A 16,484-nucleotide genomic window follows, 5' to 3' on the forward strand; every position below is an offset into this window, starting at 1 on the left:
TCAGGCCGGCACCGAGATCGCCATGCCGTCGCGCTGCGGGTCGGCGCCGCCGGTCGCGAGCCCATCCTCGACCTTGACGCCATGGAGTGCAGCGAAGGGGTAGCTCTGGGCCGAGCGCTTGACGTCGTAGCCGGCGGACTTGAGCTCTGCCTCGACACTGCGGCGGATGCGGTTGCTGATGTCAATGGAGTTAGAGACGCCCATGACGCGCGGCGCTGCCACCGCCTCCAGCATCGACATCTCGAAATCGATGACGTTGCTGATGCCTTGTGCCATGGCCGGGGCGATATAGCTGCCGCCCGGCGCGCCCATGACGATGAAGGGTTTTTCGCCTTTGAAGACGATGGTCGGCGCCGCCGAGGAGGAGCGGCGCTTGCCGGGAGCGATCGAGCCGGCGCGGCCGGGGCGCGGGTCGAAGCGGCTCATCGTGCCGTTATAGATGAAGCCGAGACCTTCGGTGATCGCGCCCGACGGGCTGCCGAGGGTGTGAGTCAGCGCGACCGCGTTGCCATGGCGGTCGACCACGGTCACGTGGGTGGTCTCGCGCGAGGAGGAGCGCTCCAGCCGCTTCACATCGGCACGCTCGCCGCGGCGGATGCTCTCGGCCTGCTCCGCTGCATGCTCCTTCGAGATCAGGCGCTCGACCGGGACGTCGACATAGGCCGGGTCGCCCATGAACTGATCCTTGTCGATGGTCATGCGCTTCATGGCTTCTGCGAGCAGGCGGACATGCTCGGCGCTGCCATGGGGCAGCGAGCCGATGTCGAAGGCCTCCAGCATGTGCAGGATCTGCAGCATCGACATGCCGCTCGCCGGCGGCGGCGAGGTCGAGATGCGGTGGCCGCGATAGGAGCCCCAGATCGGCTTGGCGACGGAGAGTTCGTATCTGGCGAGGTCCTCGCGCGAGATCAGCCCGCCATGCGCCGCGAAGTCGGCGGCGATCTCCTCCGCGAGTTCGCCATGATAGAACAGATCGGCGCCGCCCTTCGCCACCCGCTCCAGCGTGTTGGCCATGTCGGCGTTGACGATGACGTCGCCGGGGCGCTTCGCGCTGCCATCCGGGCGGAAATAGAGGCGCTTGCCGGCCTCGCTGTAGCGCAGCTTGTCCGATGTGTTGACCTGGCCTGAGCCGCTCTGATCCTGCGTCCAGAACCAGTGCATATGCGGGCGCACCAGCACGCCCTCGCGTGCCTGTTTGATCGCCGGCGCCATGACATCCGCCCAGTCCATCGTGCCGAAGCGTGACAGTACGTAGTCATAGCCCTTGACACTGCCGGGCGTGCAGACGGCGAGATGGCCGAACTCGTTGATGCCGCCTTCGAGCAGGAAGGCGAAGCCGTCGCGCGATTGGCCGCGCAATTTGTCGAGCCACATGTCCGGCTTCGCGGAGTAAGAGGCGCGGGCGTAGAACTCGACGATCTCATGCACGCCCTTGCCGGGCATGTAGAGCTGCATCGAGCCGAAGCCGCCGATCCCCGACATCAGCGGATCGACCACGCCTTGCATGAAGGCGCAGGCGATCGCCGCATCGATCGCATTGCCGCCACGCTCCAGCACGGCCGCACCGGCTTCGACCGCTTCCGGCTGCGGAGCGACGATCATTCCGTTCTTCATGCTGAAGGCCTCATTCTCGATAGTCGCTCACGCCGGCTCAGCCAGACGCCAGAACAGCCTGACACCGCCATCCTGCGTGCTCTCCAGCCCGGGGACGGCGGAGAGGAGCTTTCTTGTGTAGTCGTGCTGCGGCGCGTCGAAAATCTGGTCGCGCGTGCCTTCCTCGACGATGCGGCCGTCCTGCATGACGATGACGCGGTCGGAGACCTGCTCGACCACGCCGAGATCATGGCTGATGAACAGGCAGGAGAAGCCGTGCTTCTTCTGCAATTGCGCGAAGAGCTCCAGCACTTGTGCGCGCACCGTCACATCGAGCGCCGAGACCGGCTCGTCGGCGATGACGAAGCTCGGCCGGCGGATGATGGCGCGGGCGATGGCGACGCGCTGGCGCTGGCCGCCGGAGAGCTCGTGCGGATAGCGCTCGGCAAAGCCGTCGCCGAGGCCGACCTCGCCCAGCACCTCGGCGAGCCGCGCTTTCCTGTCGGCCGAGCCCATGCCCTTGACCAGCCGCAGGGGCTCACCGACGAGCTCGCCGATGGTCATGCGCGGATCGAGCGAGGAATAGGGGTCCTGGAAGACCATCTGGCAGTTCAACCGATAGTCCCAATAGGCGGCATCGCTCTTGTCGATCGGCTTGCCGTTGAACAGGATCGCGCCTTCGCTCGGCTTGATCAGGCCGGCGATGGCATGGCCGAGCGTGGTCTTGCCCGAGCCCGAGCCGCCGACGACCGAGACGACCTCGCCGGGCTTCACCGAGAGGCTGATGCCGTGCAGCGCCCGCTTGGGCTGTTCTTTGCGGAAGAAGCCCTGGCGGCCGCCATAGTCGACGACGAGATCGTTGACCGCGACGAGTGGTGTCTTTGCCTCCGGCAGGTCGCGCGCCGGCTCGCGATGCGGCATCGCGGCGAGCAGCTTGCGGGTATAGGGGTGCTGCGGCCGGGCGAGGAGGTCCTCAGCTTTGCCGTGCTCGACGACATCGCCCTGGCACATCACGACGATGCGGCTGCAATAGCGCGCGACCATGCCGAGATCATGCGAGATCAGGAGCACGGCGGTGCCGTTCTCCTTGGTCAGCTCGACCATCAGCTCCATCACGTCGCGCTGGACGACGGCGTCGAGCGCGGTGGTCGGCTCGTCGGCGAGGAGCAGGGCCGGCTTCAGCAGCATGACCGAGGCGAGCATGATGCGCTGTCGCATGCCGCCGGAATACTGGTGCGGATAGGCGTTGAAGGCGCCCTCGGGATCGCGGATGCCGACGCGCCGGAGCATGTCGAGGATGAGCTCGCGCCGGCCGTTGGCGTCGAGCTTGCGGTGCAGCGCCAGCCCCTCGTCGAGCTGCCGCCCGATCAGCATGGAGGGGTTGAGCGAGGTCATCGGCTCCTGGAAGACCATGCCGACCCTGGCGCCGCGGATCGCCCGCAGGCGCTTCGGGGCCATGGTCGTGACCTCCTCGCCATCGAAGCGGATCGAGCCGGAGATCAGACGCACCGCCGGCGGAATGAAGCCCATCACGGCACGAGCCGCTAGCGTCTTGCCCGAGCCGGACTCGCCGACGATGCCGACGATCTCGCCGGGCGAGACGGAAAAGCTGACATTGTTGACGACGGTGCGGCCGGATGAGCCGATCCTGAGCGTCAGGCCATCGACCTCGAGCAGAGGTTTGGTGGAGATCATCGCGCACCCCTCATCCGCGGGTCGAGCTTGTCGCGCAGTGCGTCGCCGAGCAGGTTGATGCCGAGCAGCGTCAGCGAGATGGCGAGACCCGGGAAGATGCCGAGCCAGACGGCCTGGCCGATATAGGGCCGCGAACCCGCCAGCATGTTGCCCCAGGTCGGCGCCGGCGGCGGTACGCCAAGGCCGAGGAAGGAGAGCGAGCTCTCGGCCAGCAGTACCCAGCCGAACATCGAGGTCGCCAGCACGGTCAGCGGTGCGATGCAGTTCGGCAGGATGTGGCGCAGCATGGTGAAGCCCTCGGAATTGCCCATCACTCGCGAGGCCGAGATGAACTCCCGCTCGCGCAGCGAGAGCACGGTGCCGCGCACGATGCGGGCGACCGAGGGCGCATAGGCGATGCCGAGGGCCAGGATGATGCCATATTTGTTGGCGCCGACCACGGCGAGCAGGCCGAGCGCCAGGAGGATGCCGGGGAAGGCGAGCAGGGCGTCGTTGAAAGCCATGATGGTGCGGTCGACCCAGCCGCGGACATAGCCGGAGAACAGGCCGATCACGGTACCGAGCGAGACGGCGAGCGCGACCGTCAAAAGGCTGATCCAGACCGAGGTGGCGGCGCCCGCCATCAGCCGCGAGAGCACGTCGCGGCCAAACTCGTCGGTGCCGAGCCAGTGCATTGCCGAGGGCGCTGCGAGCTTGGCGCGGAAGGAGAGCCGCAACGGGTCATAGGGCGTCCAGACGGAGCTGACGCTTGCGACGATGGCGAGGAAGCCGATCAGCGTGCCACCGACCAAAGCATTGGGAGCGGGGAGCTTCATTGCGCCGTCACCCTCGGATCGAAGATCGGATAGCAGAGGTCGATCACGAGATTGACCAGCACATAGGTGAAGGCGACGAAGAGCATGCAGCCCTGGATCACCGGATAGTCGCGGGCGAAGATCGAATCGACCAGCAGGCGGCCGAGGCCGGGGATGGTGAAGACCGTCTCGACCACCGCGATGCCGCCGAGCAGGTTGCCGAGCACGAGGCCGATCAGCGTCCAGGTCGGCCCGAAGGCGTTCTTGAAGGCGTGGTTCCAGAGCACGGCGCTCTCGGTCAGGCCCTTGGCGCGGGCATGAGTGATGTAGTCGAGCCGGAGCACTTCCAGCGTCGAGGCGCGTGCCATGCGCAGGATCACGCCGATCTCGTGCAGGAACAGCGTCATGATCGGCATGATCAGGTAGAGGATGCCGGCCAAGGGGCTTTCGGCGATCGAGACGTAGCCGACCACCGGCAGCCATTCGAGCTTGAGGCCGAAGAACAGCAGCAGCAAAAGGCCGAGCCAGAACGTCGGGATCGAGAGCAGCAGCGTCGCGACGGCGACGAGGCTGAAGTCGAGCGAGGTATCCTGCTTCCAGGCGGCGAGCACGCCCGCGGGAACCGCGACGAGACTCGCCAGCGCGACCGCGACGAGCACGATCTGGGCCGATATCCAGAAGCGCTGCAGGATCAGCGGCAGCACCGCCTGCTGCGAGTTGATCGACTGGCCGAGATCGCCCTTGAGTAGGTTGCCGAACCAGATGCCGAACTGGACCGGCAGGCTCTGGTCGAGGCCGAGCCTGGCCTGAAGATCGGCGATCGAGGCTGGGGTCGCCAGATCCCCCAGCATCAGCGAGGCCGGATCGCCCGGGATCAAACGGATCAACCCGAAGACCGACACCGACACGATGAGCAGTGTCGGTACGGACATCAGAATGCGCGTCAGCGCAAAGCGCAGCATCGGCTTCCTCCCGGTGTGCGGACGGTAGGGGTGACGTCAGTTCGCCAGCGTCACTTCCCACATGCGCAGCTTCGACTGCCACGGCTTGAAGCCCTGGACGCGCTTGGCATGGGCGATGATGTCGAGGCCGTTGAAGGCGAAGATCATCGGGACTTCGTCGATGACGCGCTTGTGCAGCTCGTCGACGAGCTTCTGCCGCTCGGCCCGGTCGGAGGTCACGTAGAGCTTGTCGATCTGCTTCTGCGCTTCCGGGTTGTCCCAGGTCTTGCGCGGCTGCTTGTCCTTGGGCCCGGAGAACTGCTCGAAGGCGATGGCGGGATCGAAGCGAGCCGAGAAGGAGAAGGACTGCATCTGGTAGTTGCCCTTGTTGAAGCGGTCGAGCTGGGTCGCCCAGTCGAGCACTTCGATCTCGGCATTGACGCCGACGGACTGCAGCATCTGCTGGGCCACCACCGCAGCCGGGAAGCTCGGCACGGTCGGGCGTTTGTTGGCGAGGATGACGATCTTCTCGCCCTTGTAGCCGGCCTCCTTGAGCAGGGTCTTGGCGCGGGCCAAGTCGTAGACATGGCCCTTCTTCTCGACCTCGCCGAAATAGCTCGAGCCGGAATAGATCGGCGAGGTGTTGGGCTTGCCGAGGTCGTTGTAGAAGGACGCGACGATCTCATCCATGTCGAGCGACGCCGCGATCGCCTGGCGCAGCTTCTGGTTGCCCATCACGGCGTCTTTGGTCTGGATCAGGAAGACGTGCCTGACGGCATTGGGCTCGGCCGCCACCGAGAGCTTGGGGTTCTTCTTCAGTTCGGCCGCGTCGCTCGGCAGGATCTCGGCCATGTCGAGCGCGCCGGAGATCAGGCCGGCCTTCACCGTCGCCGGGTCCTTGACGACCAGGAACTTGATGTCCTTGAGCAGGGGCCGCTTGGAGCCGACATAGCCGTCGGCCTTGGCGCCATCCTTCGGCGATTTGTAGCCCTCGAAGGCGGTCATGGTGAAATACTCGCCGCGCTTCCATTCGCCGAACTTGTAGGGGCCGGTGCCGATCGGCTTGTCCCATGACCCGTCGGCCTTGACCGAATCCTTGTGCAGGATCGCGGTCATGGCGCAGTCGGTGCGGGCGAGCGTGTCGAGGAAGAGCGCGTTCGGCTTGTCGATCTGCATCACCACGGTGCGGGCGTCAGGCGCCGTCACGGACTCGACCTTGAGGCCGGAACGGCCGTCGAATTCCGAGGTGCAGCGCCAGTCGGTTTTGGCGTCCATATAGCGGGTCCAGTTCCACAGCACGTCGGCCGAGGAGAGCTCGGCGCCGTTGTGGAACTTGACGCCCTGGCGCAGCGTGAAGGTGTAGGTCTTGCCGTCGGTGGAGAGGTCGACCTTCTCGGCGAGCAGCGGCGTTGCGACGCCACCCTCATTGTAGCCGACGAGGCCCTCGACCAGCTGCAGCGCAAAATCGTCGGTGTTGTCGTCGCGATTGACGCCGGGATTGTTGCTGCGGATGTCGGCGGCGACTGCGACGGTGATGGATTGTGCTGCGGCGGGGCTGGCGAGCGCCAGCAAAGTGAAGGCGGAGGCGAGCAGGCGGTTCATCGGCAATTCCCCTTTTTGTCTTGTTGTCTCGGTCTTGTCGTTGTGCGTGCGATCGCTGGCCTCAGGCGGCCTTGGCCGCCCCGGATCGGCGCCTGGCCAGCACGTCGGCGAAGAAGTCCTCGACCCGCGAGACAGCCTTCAGCCCGTCATGCGGCATGTTCGGCACCAGATCGAAGCGCACGCTGATGCCGTGCTCCTCGAAGTTGCGGCGCAAGCTGTCGAGCCGTTCCGGGCGGTTCTTGCCGGCGTGGTTGGCGTCCGGCATCCAGCTGGCATTGCCGGGCTGATGGGTGATTTCCCAGGTTTCGAGATCGGCGGCGCCGACGATCATCTGCACCGCGACCTTGCGGATCGCCTCGATGTCGGGGGCGGTGCCGAAGAGCTCGGCCATGTTGCGGGTGCCGACCCACCAGTCGCGCGTCGGGTCGAGCAGCGTCACCGAGCCCGGCGCGCCGATCGAGGCGGCCCAGAGCCTGTCCGGCTGCAGCATCAGGAAGCGGTGGGTGAAATGGCCGCCGCCGGAATAGCCGAACAGGGCGAAGCGGTCGAAGCGCAGGCCATAATGCTGGGCGACCTCCTCGACCATGGCGAGCAGGATGTGGTCGTAGCGGACCTCGCCTTCGCGCATGTATTTGAAGCCGTTGCGGTTGCCGTCGCCCATCACGCCGATCGGGAAGAGCGGGGCGAGGATGATGCAGTTGTTCCAGCGGCCGAAGGCTTCGAAGGCGTCGCGATAGCCGGTGAAGCCGCGGCCGGTGCCGTGCATGGTGACGACGAGTTCGGGCGCCTGTCCGCCCTTGCCGAGAGTCTTCGGCACGTAGAGGCAATAGCTGAAGCGCGGATCGGCCTTGCAGGCGATCACCGGGGTCGGGCCGAGATCATAGAGCGCGCGCGCAATCGCGGCCGCATCGTCCTGCTTGGTCTGGCTTGCGACGGGAGCAGTCATGCGGCGGTTCCTTATTGGCTATAAGATTGGCGCCAATTTTGTTGCATGATACGATCAGGCCTGCAAGCCGGATTCGACAGGGGCAGCGCCGGCTGTGCGCGAGGCAAGCGAACCGGCTCGCAAGCATCGCTCCAATGCTCTAGAGACCCGTCATGGCCAGCCGTCCAAAAACCCGCCAGCGCGCCAAGGGCGAACTCGCCAACGAGATCGCCAAGGCGATCCATATCCGCGCCTATCGCCCGGGCGAGTGGCTGCGGCAGATCGATCTCGAGGAGGCTTTCCAGGCGACGCGCTTCGACGTCCGCACCGCGCTCGACGAGCTCGCCGTACGCAAGACGATCGAGCACGTGCCCAATCGCGGCTACCGTGTCATCGAGGTCGATCTCGCCACCTACCGCGCGATCCGCGATACCCGCATCATCCTGGAGAGCGCCGCGTCCCGCCTGGTGATCGGCAGGGTGGACGACCAGGCCGTCGCCCGGCTCGATGCACTCGCCCATGAGTTCAGCCAAGCGGTGCAGAGCGGCACGCGCGTCGAGCAGAGCGAGATCAACCGCGCCTTCCATAGCCTGATCTATGCCCATTGCGGCAATCCGGTGCTGGTGGAGACGATCTGGAGCCTGCGCGACCGCTCGCGTGGTTCGGCGGTCACGGTCTGGGCTTCGCATCAGGCCCTGCTCGCCAGCGACGCCGACCACCACGCCATGGTCGCGGCGATCCGTGCCGGGGATGGCGAGCGGCTGGCCGAGCTGATCAGCCAGCACATCCTCAAGGACCTGATCGAGGTCAGCGGTGCGGCTTAATCCGCGACGGTGACTTCCCAGAGCCGCGGCTTCGACAGGATCGAGGACTTGTAGCCCTTGACCCGCTTGCCGTAGGCGCCGGCGTCGATGCCGTTATAGAGCATCACCATCGGCACTTCGGCGATGAAGCGCTGGTGCAGTTCGTCGAACAGCTTCTGGCGCTCGGCCTTGTCCGAGACGACCATCGACTTGTCGAGCAGCGCCTGGGACTCCGGCGTGTCCCAGACCTTGCGCGGCTGCGTCGCCTTCGGGCCGGTCATCGATTCGAAGCTGAGAGCGGGGTCGAGCCTGGCCGAATAGGGGAAGGCCTGGAGCTGGTAGTTGCCCTTGGTATAGCGGTCGAGCTGCGTCGCCCATTCGAGCACCTCGATCTGGACGTTGATGCCGGCCGCCTGCAGCATCTGCTGCGAGACGACGGCGGCGTCGAAGCTCTGCGGGTAGCGCTTATTGGCCAGCATCACCAATGGCTCGCCCTTGTAGCCGGCTTCCTGCAGCAGCTTCTTGGCAGCGGCGAGATCGTATGTGTAGCCCTTGGCCTGGACTGGGCCGTAATAGGAGGACATCGACGGCACGATCGAGTTGTTGCGCTTGCCGAGCCCGTCGGTGACCTGCGCGACGAGTTCCTCGGTGTCGATCGCCGCCGCGATCGCCTGGCGCAGTTTGACGTTCCCCAGCAGCGGATCGCGGGTCTGCAAGAGGATGCCGACCAGGCCCATGTTCGGCGTGATCGAGAGCCCGATGCGCTGGTCCTTCTTGAGTTCCTTGACCTCGGCATTGGCGACGTCCGGGATCACATCGACATCGCCGCGCAGCAGTGCCGCCTTGGCGGTGGCGCCGTCCGGGATGACCATGAAGCGGATGTCGTCGATGAGCGGGCGCTTGCCGCCGGTATAGCCATCCGGCGCGCCCGGCAGGCTGGCATAGGCCTCGTTACGGGTCAGGCGGACGAACTCGCCGCGTTTCCACTCGGCGAACTTGTAGGGGCCGGTGCCGATCGGCTTGTCGAAGGAACCGTCGGGCTTGAGCGAGTCCTTGTGCAGGATCGCCGTCATCGCGCAGTCGGTACGGGCGAGATTGGCGAGGAAGAGCGAGCTCGGCTTGTCCAGCTTGAAGACGACGGTCGCCGGATCGGGCGCCGTCACCGCCTCGACCTTGACGCGGCCGCGCCCGTCGAACTCCGACAGGCAGCGCCAGTCGGCTTTCGCGTCCATATAGCGGTTCCAGCTCCAGACCATGTCGGCCGAGGTCACGTCGGCGCCGTTGTGGAACTTCAGGCCCTTGCGCAGGGTGAAGGTGTAGCTGAGCCCGTCCGGCGAGACCGCGATCGTCTCGGCCAGCAGCGGCTTCACGGCCGAATCCTCGCCATAGGCGACGAGACCCTCGACGACATGCAGGATGACCGAGTCGGTATTGTCGTCGCGGTTGACCCCCGGATTGATGCCGCGAATGTCGGCATTGAGGTGCACCTTCAGCGTCGCGGCCGCGGCCGGCATTATGGCTGCGGTCGCAAGGCCCAATCCGGCGAGGGCGAGGGAAAGGCGGCGTCGGCTGTGCATCGGCAGGTTCCCCTTGTTTTATGATCTGGACGCGTCGCTGCCGCCTTATTCGGCGGCTTGCGCGAGCGTCATTGGTTCATCGGTGAGGCTGTAGCGGGTGAAGATGCGGTTGAGGGCCGGGAGCGGGGCGACCTCCATCGTGCCCTTGGCCGGCTGCATGATCACCATCGAGACGGTGGCCGAGAGATTGCCGGTGTCGTTGAGGCGCGGCGGCCGGCAGACCGAATGCGGGGTCAGGAAATCGTCGAAGAAGGCCTGCTTGAGGTCATCGACAGTGAGCTTGCGGCCGGCCTCGTTCAGCAGCTTCTTGACGCGCCAGTCGCGGTAGAAGCTCTCGGGCACGCGCGGGATGCCGGTGTCGGTGATCTTGGCCAGCGCGACCTGGCCGACCCAGTGATTGGCGTGCACGATCAGCCCGTCCTCGGGATAGAGCGGGAAGGCGGCGTCGGGGGCGCATTCGAAGTCGATGCCGAAGCCGGCGACGGTCGAGAGCATCATGTTGTTCGAGCAGGCCTTGGGCGTCGTCGCGACCGCCTTGATCGCGAACGCGAAATGCTCCTGCTCCAAGACCTTGCGGCGGATAAGCGCGAGCGGCACGCCAACTTGCGTGAAGTCGCGCTCGCTTTCGAGATAGTTGGCGGTGATCGAGATGCCAGCGGCGTTCATGCCGCAGCGGGCAAGGCCGCCCGCCTCGACGAAGGTCAGGAAGTCCGGGCCGTCCTCGCGGCGCACGCGCAGCACGATCGCCGTCTCCGCGCATTCGGCCTTCCAGTCCCAGTTCTGGCCGTGGATCAGTTCGCCCGAGGCGCTGCGCTCGGGCAGGATGATCGCGCCGGTGCAGCCGTCGTCGAGCTCTTCTTCCGCTCCGACCGGCTTGCTCTTTTCCAGCTTCGCCTTGGCGATCACCTCGGTGCGGGCATTGATCATGATGACGTCTTCGAGCGTGACGCCGGCTCCATCCGCGATGCCACGCATCTCCTCGATGTAGTGCGTGCCGAAGGCCTCGATCTCGCGGGCGAACTCGCCGATCAGGCGCGACTTGGCCGCGGCGTCATAGCCGAGATCACCGAGCTGTCCGCCATAGAGCTCGATCGAGCGCTTGACGCGCCCCGGCACCGCCGCACCATGCTGGCGGCCACGCTCATAGGGCGTGCCCGAGACATCGACGAAAGGGAAGGGTTCGACCATGACCGGATCTCCGTGTTGGCGCTGGCGCCGCGTCAAGTCATGATGTATTTCATTTCAAACTAAGACAATCAAGAGTCTTTTCATGGCGACGCCGACACGATTGCAGCAGGAGATCGCCGACCGGATCCTGCGCATGGTCCGCGAGGACGGGCTCGGGGCTGGCGCCTGGCTCAACGAGAACAGCGCGGCGCGCCGCCTCAACGTCTCGCGCACGCCGGTGCGGGCTGCGATCGACCATCTCGCCCGGCAGGGGCTGGTGCGTCGGCATCCGAACAAGGGCGTCGAACTGCTGAGCGCGCCCGAAGCGTCTACCGATACTGGCGCCGGCGCAGATGCGACCGAGCTCGCCATGGTCAAGGTGGCGCAGGATCGCCATGGCGGGCGCCTGCCTGACGAGATCTCCGAGCTGGAGCTGATGCGGCGCTACGAGCTTGGTCGGCCGGAGGTGCAGCGCCTGATGGCGCGGCTCGCTGATCTCGACATGGTCGAGCGCAAGCGCGGCTATGGTTGGCGCTTCCTGCACGAGGCGCGCGACCAGTCGGCGCATGACGAGCGCTACCGCTTTCGCTTGCTGATCGAGCCGATGGTCTTCCTCGAGCCCGGCTTTTCGCTGGAGCAAGGCTGGATCGACGAGATGCGGGTCCGCCACGAGCAAACCCTGTCGCAACCCTGGAAAGAGAGCTCGGCGATCGGCTTCTACGAGATGAACGCCGATTTCCATGAGGGGCTGGCGGCGGCCTCGGGCAACCGCTTCATCCATTCCGCCATCCGCCGACAAAACCAGATGCGCCGGCTCTCCAATTACGACTGGACCTATGGCTATGAGCGCGTCGTGGTGAACAGTCGCGAGCATCTGCAGATGCTCGCGACGCTGGAGGCTGGCGACCATCAGCTCGCCAGCGCCCTGATGCGCAGCCATCTCCAGCGCGCCATGCAATTGCGCCGGCCGGATGGGCTGGACTGAAACTGATCGGTACCCTCGCTGTTGTCTTTTGAATTTAAGAAAGACATTATGCGGCGATCCATAGCGAGGACCCGCCGATGACCGCGCCTGCATCTGCCGCTGAAAGCCGCCGCGACAACGCTCCCGATGCGTTCTGGATGCCGTTCACGCCGATGCGGGCCTTCCGGCAGGCGCCGCTGCTGTTCGATCGGGCGGAGGGCATGCACTACATCACCCCGGACGGGCGGCGCGTGCTCGACGGCATGGCCGGGCTCTGGTGCGTCAATGCCGGCCACGGCCAGGCGAAGATCACCGAAGCGATCCGTGCCGCGGCGGGCCGGCTCGATTTCGTCTCCTCCTTCAAGATGAGCCATCCCGATGCGCAGGCCTATGCTGCCAGGCTCTGCGACTTCGCGCCGGAGGGCATCGACCATGTCTTCTTCGTCAATTCCGGCTCTGAGGCGGTCGATACCGCCCTGAAGATCGCCCGCGCTTATCATCAGGCCCGCGGCCAGGCCGGACGCACCAAGCTGATCGGCCGGGCCAAGGGCTATCACGGCATGGGCTGGGGCGGCCTTTCGGTCTCAGGCATCGGCCGGCACAAGGCCGCCTTCGGACCGCTCCTGCCCGATGTCGCGCATCTGCCCTCGCCCTATGATCGCGCCAGCATGGCCTTCTCGCGCGGCCGGCCGGAAGGCGGGCTCGCTGCGGCCGAAGCGCTGGAGAGCCTGCTGCAGATCCACGATCCCGCGACGGTTGCAGCCGTGATCGTCGAGCCGGTGACCGGCTCGGGCGGGGTCTATCCGCCGCCGCTGTGCTATCTCGAACGCCTGCGCGCGATCTGCGACAAGCACGGCATCCTGCTGATCTTCGATGAGGTCATCACCGGCTTTGGCCGGCTGGGAGCGCCCTTCGCGGCGCAGGCCTATGGCGTCAGGCCGGATCTGATGAGCTGCGCCAAGGGCATGACCAATGGCGCCGTGCCGATGGGCGGCGTCCTCGTCGCCGGCCATGTCTATGATGCCTTTATGGCCGGGCCGCCCGAGGCGATAGAGCTCCTACACGGCTATACCTATTCGGCCCACCCGCTCGCTTGTGCCGCTGGTCTTGCGACGCTCGACGTCTTCGCCGAGCAGGACATCCTGGGCGGCCTCGCCAAGGTGCTGACGCTCTGGGAGGAGCGGGCGCACCGGCTGAAGGGGGCGCCCCATGTCGTCGATATCCGCACCGCCGGCCTGCTCTGCGCGATCGACCTTGCGCCGCGTCCCGGTGCGGATGGCGCAAGAGGCACCGAGGCGAACACACTCTGCCTCGATGCCGGCGTGCTGATCCGCAATGCCGGCGACACGCTGGTGCTGTCGCCGCCACTGGTGATCGCGCCCGCCGAGATCGAGGAGATTTTCGCCGCGATCGAGCAGGCGCTCGGGCAGATCGACTAAAGCCTGCGCTCCTGAACCTCGCCGTCTTTCCGGGGCGCTGCGCAGCAGCGAGCCCGGAATCCAGAACCGATGCGTGTCGGTACTAGGGCGCGGCCATGGCAGCACCTTTCCGGATCCGCCTCGGTTCTGGGTTCCGGGCTCTTCGCTCCGCGAAGCCCCGGAAAGACGAGCTCTCCTCAGGCCCATTCGCCCTTGCGGAAGACTGCGACGCGGCTGCCGTCCGGCTTGATGCCGTCGATGTCGACTTCGCCGGAGCCGATCATCCAGTCGATATGGATCAGGCTCTTATTGCCGCCCTGCGCTGCGATCTGCTCCGGCGTCAGCTTGGTGCCGTCGATGAAGCACTTCGAATAGCACTGGCCGAGCGCGATGTGGCAGGAGGCGTTCTCGTCGAAGAGCGTGTTGTAGAACAGGATGCCGCTCCGCGAGATCGGTGAGGAGTGCGGCACCAGCGCGACCTCGCCGAGCCGGCGCGCGCCCGCGTCGGTGTCGAGCACCTTGTTCAGGACTTCTTCGCCGCGGCTCGCCTTGGCCTCGACGATGCGACCTTCCTCGAAGCGCACCTGGATGTTGTCGATCAGCGTGCCTTGGTAGGAAAGCGGCTTGGTCGAGGAGACATGGCCGTCGACACGGCGGGCATGCGGGGTGGTGAAGACCTCCTCGGTCGGGATGTTGGCGTTGCAGGTGATGCCGTTCTTCGCGGTGGAGGCGCCGCCCTCCCATTCATGGCCGTCGGCGAGCCCGATGGTGAGGTTGGTGCCCGGGCCAGTGAAGTGCAGTGCGGAAAAGCGCTGGCCGTTCAGCCATTTGGTCCGCTGCGCCAGTGCCGCATTGTGCTCCGCCCATGCGGCGATCGGGTCGTCGCGGTCAACGCGCGAGGCCGCGAAGATCGCCTCGGCGAGACGGGCAACCGCGACGTCCTCGGCATCTCCTGGGAAAACCTGCTGGGCCCAGGCCGCGCCGGGATAGGACACGATGTTCCAGTTGATGTCGAAATTGGCGATCTTCTCCAGCGCCGGCTGGTAGGCGATCGAGTTCGCCTTGTTGGCGCGCGCGACCTTGGCCGGATCCTGCTCGGCGAGCAGCATCGGATTGTCACCGACGATGGCGAGGCGGGCCGTGTTCGCCGCAAAAGCCTTGCCGACGCCCTCATAGAGCCAGGACGGGGCGCGGTCGAAGCTGGCATCCTGGCCGAAACGGTAGCGCGCCAGCGTCAGCGCCTCGTCGGAGAGGATCGGTGTGACGAGGCCTGCGCCGGCCTTGTAGGCGTGCTCGGCGATACGCCGGACCAGCGGCAGCGCCGCGACGGGCGCGGTCAGGAACAGGTCCTGCCCCGGCTGCAGGTTGAGGCCGACCTTGATCGCGACCTCGGCCAAACGATCGAGCTTGGTGGCATCGATGCCGGAGACGTGCTTGTTCATGGGGCCTCGTCGAAGTGATTTTAAGAGGCCGCATTGCTGGCCGAAATGCTGTCCGGGTCAACCGCTCCGTTGCGGGTGACGCATTCGCTCAGCGCTTGCCGGGCCGGGTACGCCGCGCCTTCGAGCGGTCGCCGCGCCAATCGGCGACCGACATGGTCGGCAGGTCGAAATAGTCGCGTGTCGTCGCATAGCCATGCCCGCCCATGCGGCCGATCGCGTCGAGCGCGACCGGGTCGACATAGTGCTTCACCTGATCGACCGTATCGGCGCGGAAATGCGCGTAGACGACCTCGCCCAGGATGATCTCGCGCGAATTGCCGATGCCGAGCGTGGTGTGGTGGCGGCATTCGAAAGCGGCCGGCGCCTGGCCGATCCAGGGGCAGGGCACCTTGACGCCGGGCATGGCGGTGAGGCCGGCTTCAGCGAGCTCGTCCGTGCCTGGCTCGAACGGCACGGCACAGGCGTTCATGCCGTCGAGCAGCGCGTCGGAGACGATGTTGACGGTGAAGGCGAGGCTCTCGCGGACATTGCGGCCGGTGTCCTTCTGCCCGCCGGTCTGGCGGTATTCGACGCCGAGCGCCAGGATCGCCGGATCGGCCGAGAGGCAGTTGAAGAAGGAAAACGGCGCGGCGTTGACGACGCCGTTGGCGTCGATCGTGGTCACCAGCGCGATCGGGCGCGGCACCACCGCGCCGATCAACAGCTTGTAGCGCTCGCGCGGGGTCAGCGCAGCGAAGTCGAAGGTGACGATCTCGGCGGCGGCCGACCGGTCCTGGGTGAGGGGCTGGGTCACGATGGGGTCAATCCTTCACTCAAGGCATAGGGTGCGAGCACGTCGCGGATGTCGCGTTCGCCGCGCGGCGCCAGCAGGGCGCGGGTGACGACGGATTGCAGGTGGTGGTCCATCAGTGCCGCAGCGCGGCCGGCGTCGCCGGCGCGCAGCGCCTCGATCAGCTGGCGGTGTTCAGAGACGGCGCATTCGGAGGAGTGCGGCCGGCCATAGATCGCCAGGATCAGCGAGCAGCGCGACGACGCCTCCTGGACATAGCGCAGCAGCAGCGCATTGCCGGTCATCTCGGCGAGCTTGATGTGGAATTCGCCGGAGAGGCGGATCGATTCAGGCCCGTCCTGCTCATGCGCCTTTTCTTCCAGCCGCACATGCGCCTCGAGCTCGGCCGATTGCGCCGCGGTCAGCCGTCCCGCGAGGTTCTCGGCGACGAGCCGCTCCAGCCCACGACGGACCTCGAAGACGTCGCGCGCCTCCTCCAGTGTCGGATAGGCGACATTGGCGCCGCGATTGGGCTTGAGCTCGACGAGGCCCTCGACGGCCAGCCGTCCGAAGGCCTCGCGCACCAGCGTGCGGCTGACGCCGAGCTGCTCGCCGATCGAATCCTCGGGGAGCTTCATGCCGGGCTTCAGCGCCTGCTCGATGATGGCTCGGCGCAGCGCCTTGTAGACCGCTTGCGCGCGCGGCACCGGCGCGCCCTTCTCGGGCATCTTGCCGTTGGGGTCGGACTTGTTCGCAGCGAGCGGGCGGGCAGGGCGCGGCATGAATCGAGTTTC

14 protein-coding genes are annotated in these 16,484 nt (G+C 66.3%); 3 read left to right on the forward strand and 11 right to left on the reverse strand.

Going from position 1 to position 16,484, the window contains the following annotated elements:
• The 6 genes from ggt to AC1DS0_RS26810 all read right to left on the reverse strand — a co-directional run bounded on the left by ggt (window position 1) and on the right by AC1DS0_RS26810 (window position 7,571).
• Window positions 1-1,614 (reverse strand): gamma-glutamyltransferase, encoded by a 1,614-nt coding sequence (ggt, locus tag AC1DS0_RS26785; RefSeq protein ID WP_476817266.1) that lies wholly within the window; start codon window positions 1,612-1,614, stop codon window positions 1-3.
• A gap of 27 nt (window positions 1,615-1,641) precedes the next feature.
• Window positions 1,642-3,285: an ABC transporter ATP-binding protein gene (locus AC1DS0_RS26790; protein ID WP_476817369.1), complete on the reverse strand. Its 1,644-nt coding sequence runs from the start codon at window positions 3,283-3,285 to the stop codon at window positions 1,642-1,644.
• Window positions 3,285-4,103, reverse strand: coding sequence for an ABC transporter permease (locus AC1DS0_RS26795; RefSeq protein ID WP_476817267.1), 819 nt, complete (start codon window positions 4,101-4,103; stop codon window positions 3,285-3,287). Before AC1DS0_RS26795 ends, AC1DS0_RS26790 begins: the two co-directional genes overlap by 1 nt.
• Window positions 4,100-5,044, reverse strand: a complete 945-nt coding sequence (locus tag AC1DS0_RS26800) for an ABC transporter permease (protein WP_476817268.1) — start codon at window positions 5,042-5,044, stop codon at window positions 4,100-4,102. Before AC1DS0_RS26800 ends, AC1DS0_RS26795 begins: the two co-directional genes overlap by 4 nt.
• A gap of 36 nt (window positions 5,045-5,080) precedes the next feature.
• Window positions 5,081-6,625 (reverse strand): ABC transporter substrate-binding protein, encoded by a 1,545-nt coding sequence (locus tag AC1DS0_RS26805; RefSeq protein ID WP_476817269.1) that lies wholly within the window; start codon window positions 6,623-6,625, stop codon window positions 5,081-5,083.
• A 61-nt stretch (window positions 6,626-6,686) separates the two neighbouring features.
• Window positions 6,687-7,571 carry an alpha/beta hydrolase family protein gene (locus tag AC1DS0_RS26810; RefSeq protein ID WP_476817270.1) on the reverse strand — a complete coding sequence of 295 codons (885 nt, stop codon included), beginning with the start codon at window positions 7,569-7,571 and terminating at the stop codon, window positions 6,687-6,689.
• 152 nt (window positions 7,572-7,723) lie between these two features.
• On the opposite strand from AC1DS0_RS26810, the gene AC1DS0_RS26815 reads away from it, so the two are divergent.
• The gene (locus tag AC1DS0_RS26815) at window positions 7,724-8,374 is read left to right on the forward strand and encodes a GntR family transcriptional regulator (protein ID WP_476817271.1); all 651 of its coding nucleotides are present in this window, start codon (window positions 7,724-7,726) and stop codon (window positions 8,372-8,374) included.
• Here the strand turns inward: AC1DS0_RS26815 and AC1DS0_RS26820 are convergent.
• A complete protein-coding gene (locus AC1DS0_RS26820; protein ID WP_476817272.1) occupies window positions 8,371-9,930 on the reverse strand; it encodes an ABC transporter substrate-binding protein in 1,560 nt (519 codons plus the stop codon). The genes AC1DS0_RS26815 and AC1DS0_RS26820 overlap by 4 nt on opposite strands.
• A 45-nt stretch (window positions 9,931-9,975) precedes the next feature.
• Window positions 9,976-11,118 (reverse strand): C45 family autoproteolytic acyltransferase/hydolase, encoded by a 1,143-nt coding sequence (locus AC1DS0_RS26825; RefSeq protein WP_476817273.1) that lies wholly within the window; start codon window positions 11,116-11,118, stop codon window positions 9,976-9,978.
• 82 nt (window positions 11,119-11,200) lie between these two features.
• Here AC1DS0_RS26825 and AC1DS0_RS26830 point away from each other — a divergent pair, with 82 nt between their 5' ends.
• Both AC1DS0_RS26830 and aptA read left to right on the forward strand, forming a co-directional pair.
• Window positions 11,201-12,082, forward strand: coding sequence for a GntR family transcriptional regulator (locus tag AC1DS0_RS26830; protein ID WP_476817274.1), 882 nt, complete (start codon window positions 11,201-11,203; stop codon window positions 12,080-12,082).
• A gap of 77 nt (window positions 12,083-12,159) precedes the next feature.
• Window positions 12,160-13,500, forward strand: coding sequence for an omega-aminotransferase AptA (aptA, locus tag AC1DS0_RS26835; protein ID WP_476817275.1), 1,341 nt, complete (start codon window positions 12,160-12,162; stop codon window positions 13,498-13,500).
• Between the two features lie 176 nt (window positions 13,501-13,676).
• Here aptA and AC1DS0_RS26840 read toward each other — a convergent pair whose 3' ends face one another.
• The 3 genes from AC1DS0_RS26840 to AC1DS0_RS26850 all read right to left on the reverse strand — a co-directional run bounded on the left by AC1DS0_RS26840 (window position 13,677) and on the right by AC1DS0_RS26850 (window position 16,418).
• Window positions 13,677-14,921, reverse strand: coding sequence for an aminopeptidase (locus AC1DS0_RS26840; RefSeq protein ID WP_476817276.1), 1,245 nt, complete (start codon window positions 14,919-14,921; stop codon window positions 13,677-13,679).
• A gap of 88 nt (window positions 14,922-15,009) precedes the next feature.
• Window positions 15,010-15,714 (reverse strand): flavin reductase family protein, encoded by a 705-nt coding sequence (locus AC1DS0_RS26845; RefSeq protein WP_476817277.1) that lies wholly within the window; start codon window positions 15,712-15,714, stop codon window positions 15,010-15,012.
• Window positions 15,711-16,418 (reverse strand): GntR family transcriptional regulator, encoded by a 708-nt coding sequence (locus AC1DS0_RS26850; protein ID WP_476817370.1) that lies wholly within the window; start codon window positions 16,416-16,418, stop codon window positions 15,711-15,713. The genes AC1DS0_RS26845 and AC1DS0_RS26850 overlap by 4 nt, the downstream gene beginning before the upstream one ends.
• Between the last annotated feature and the right edge of the window lie 66 nt (window positions 16,419-16,484).

It is taken from the genome of Allobosea sp. P4_H5 (assembly GCF_056400825.1).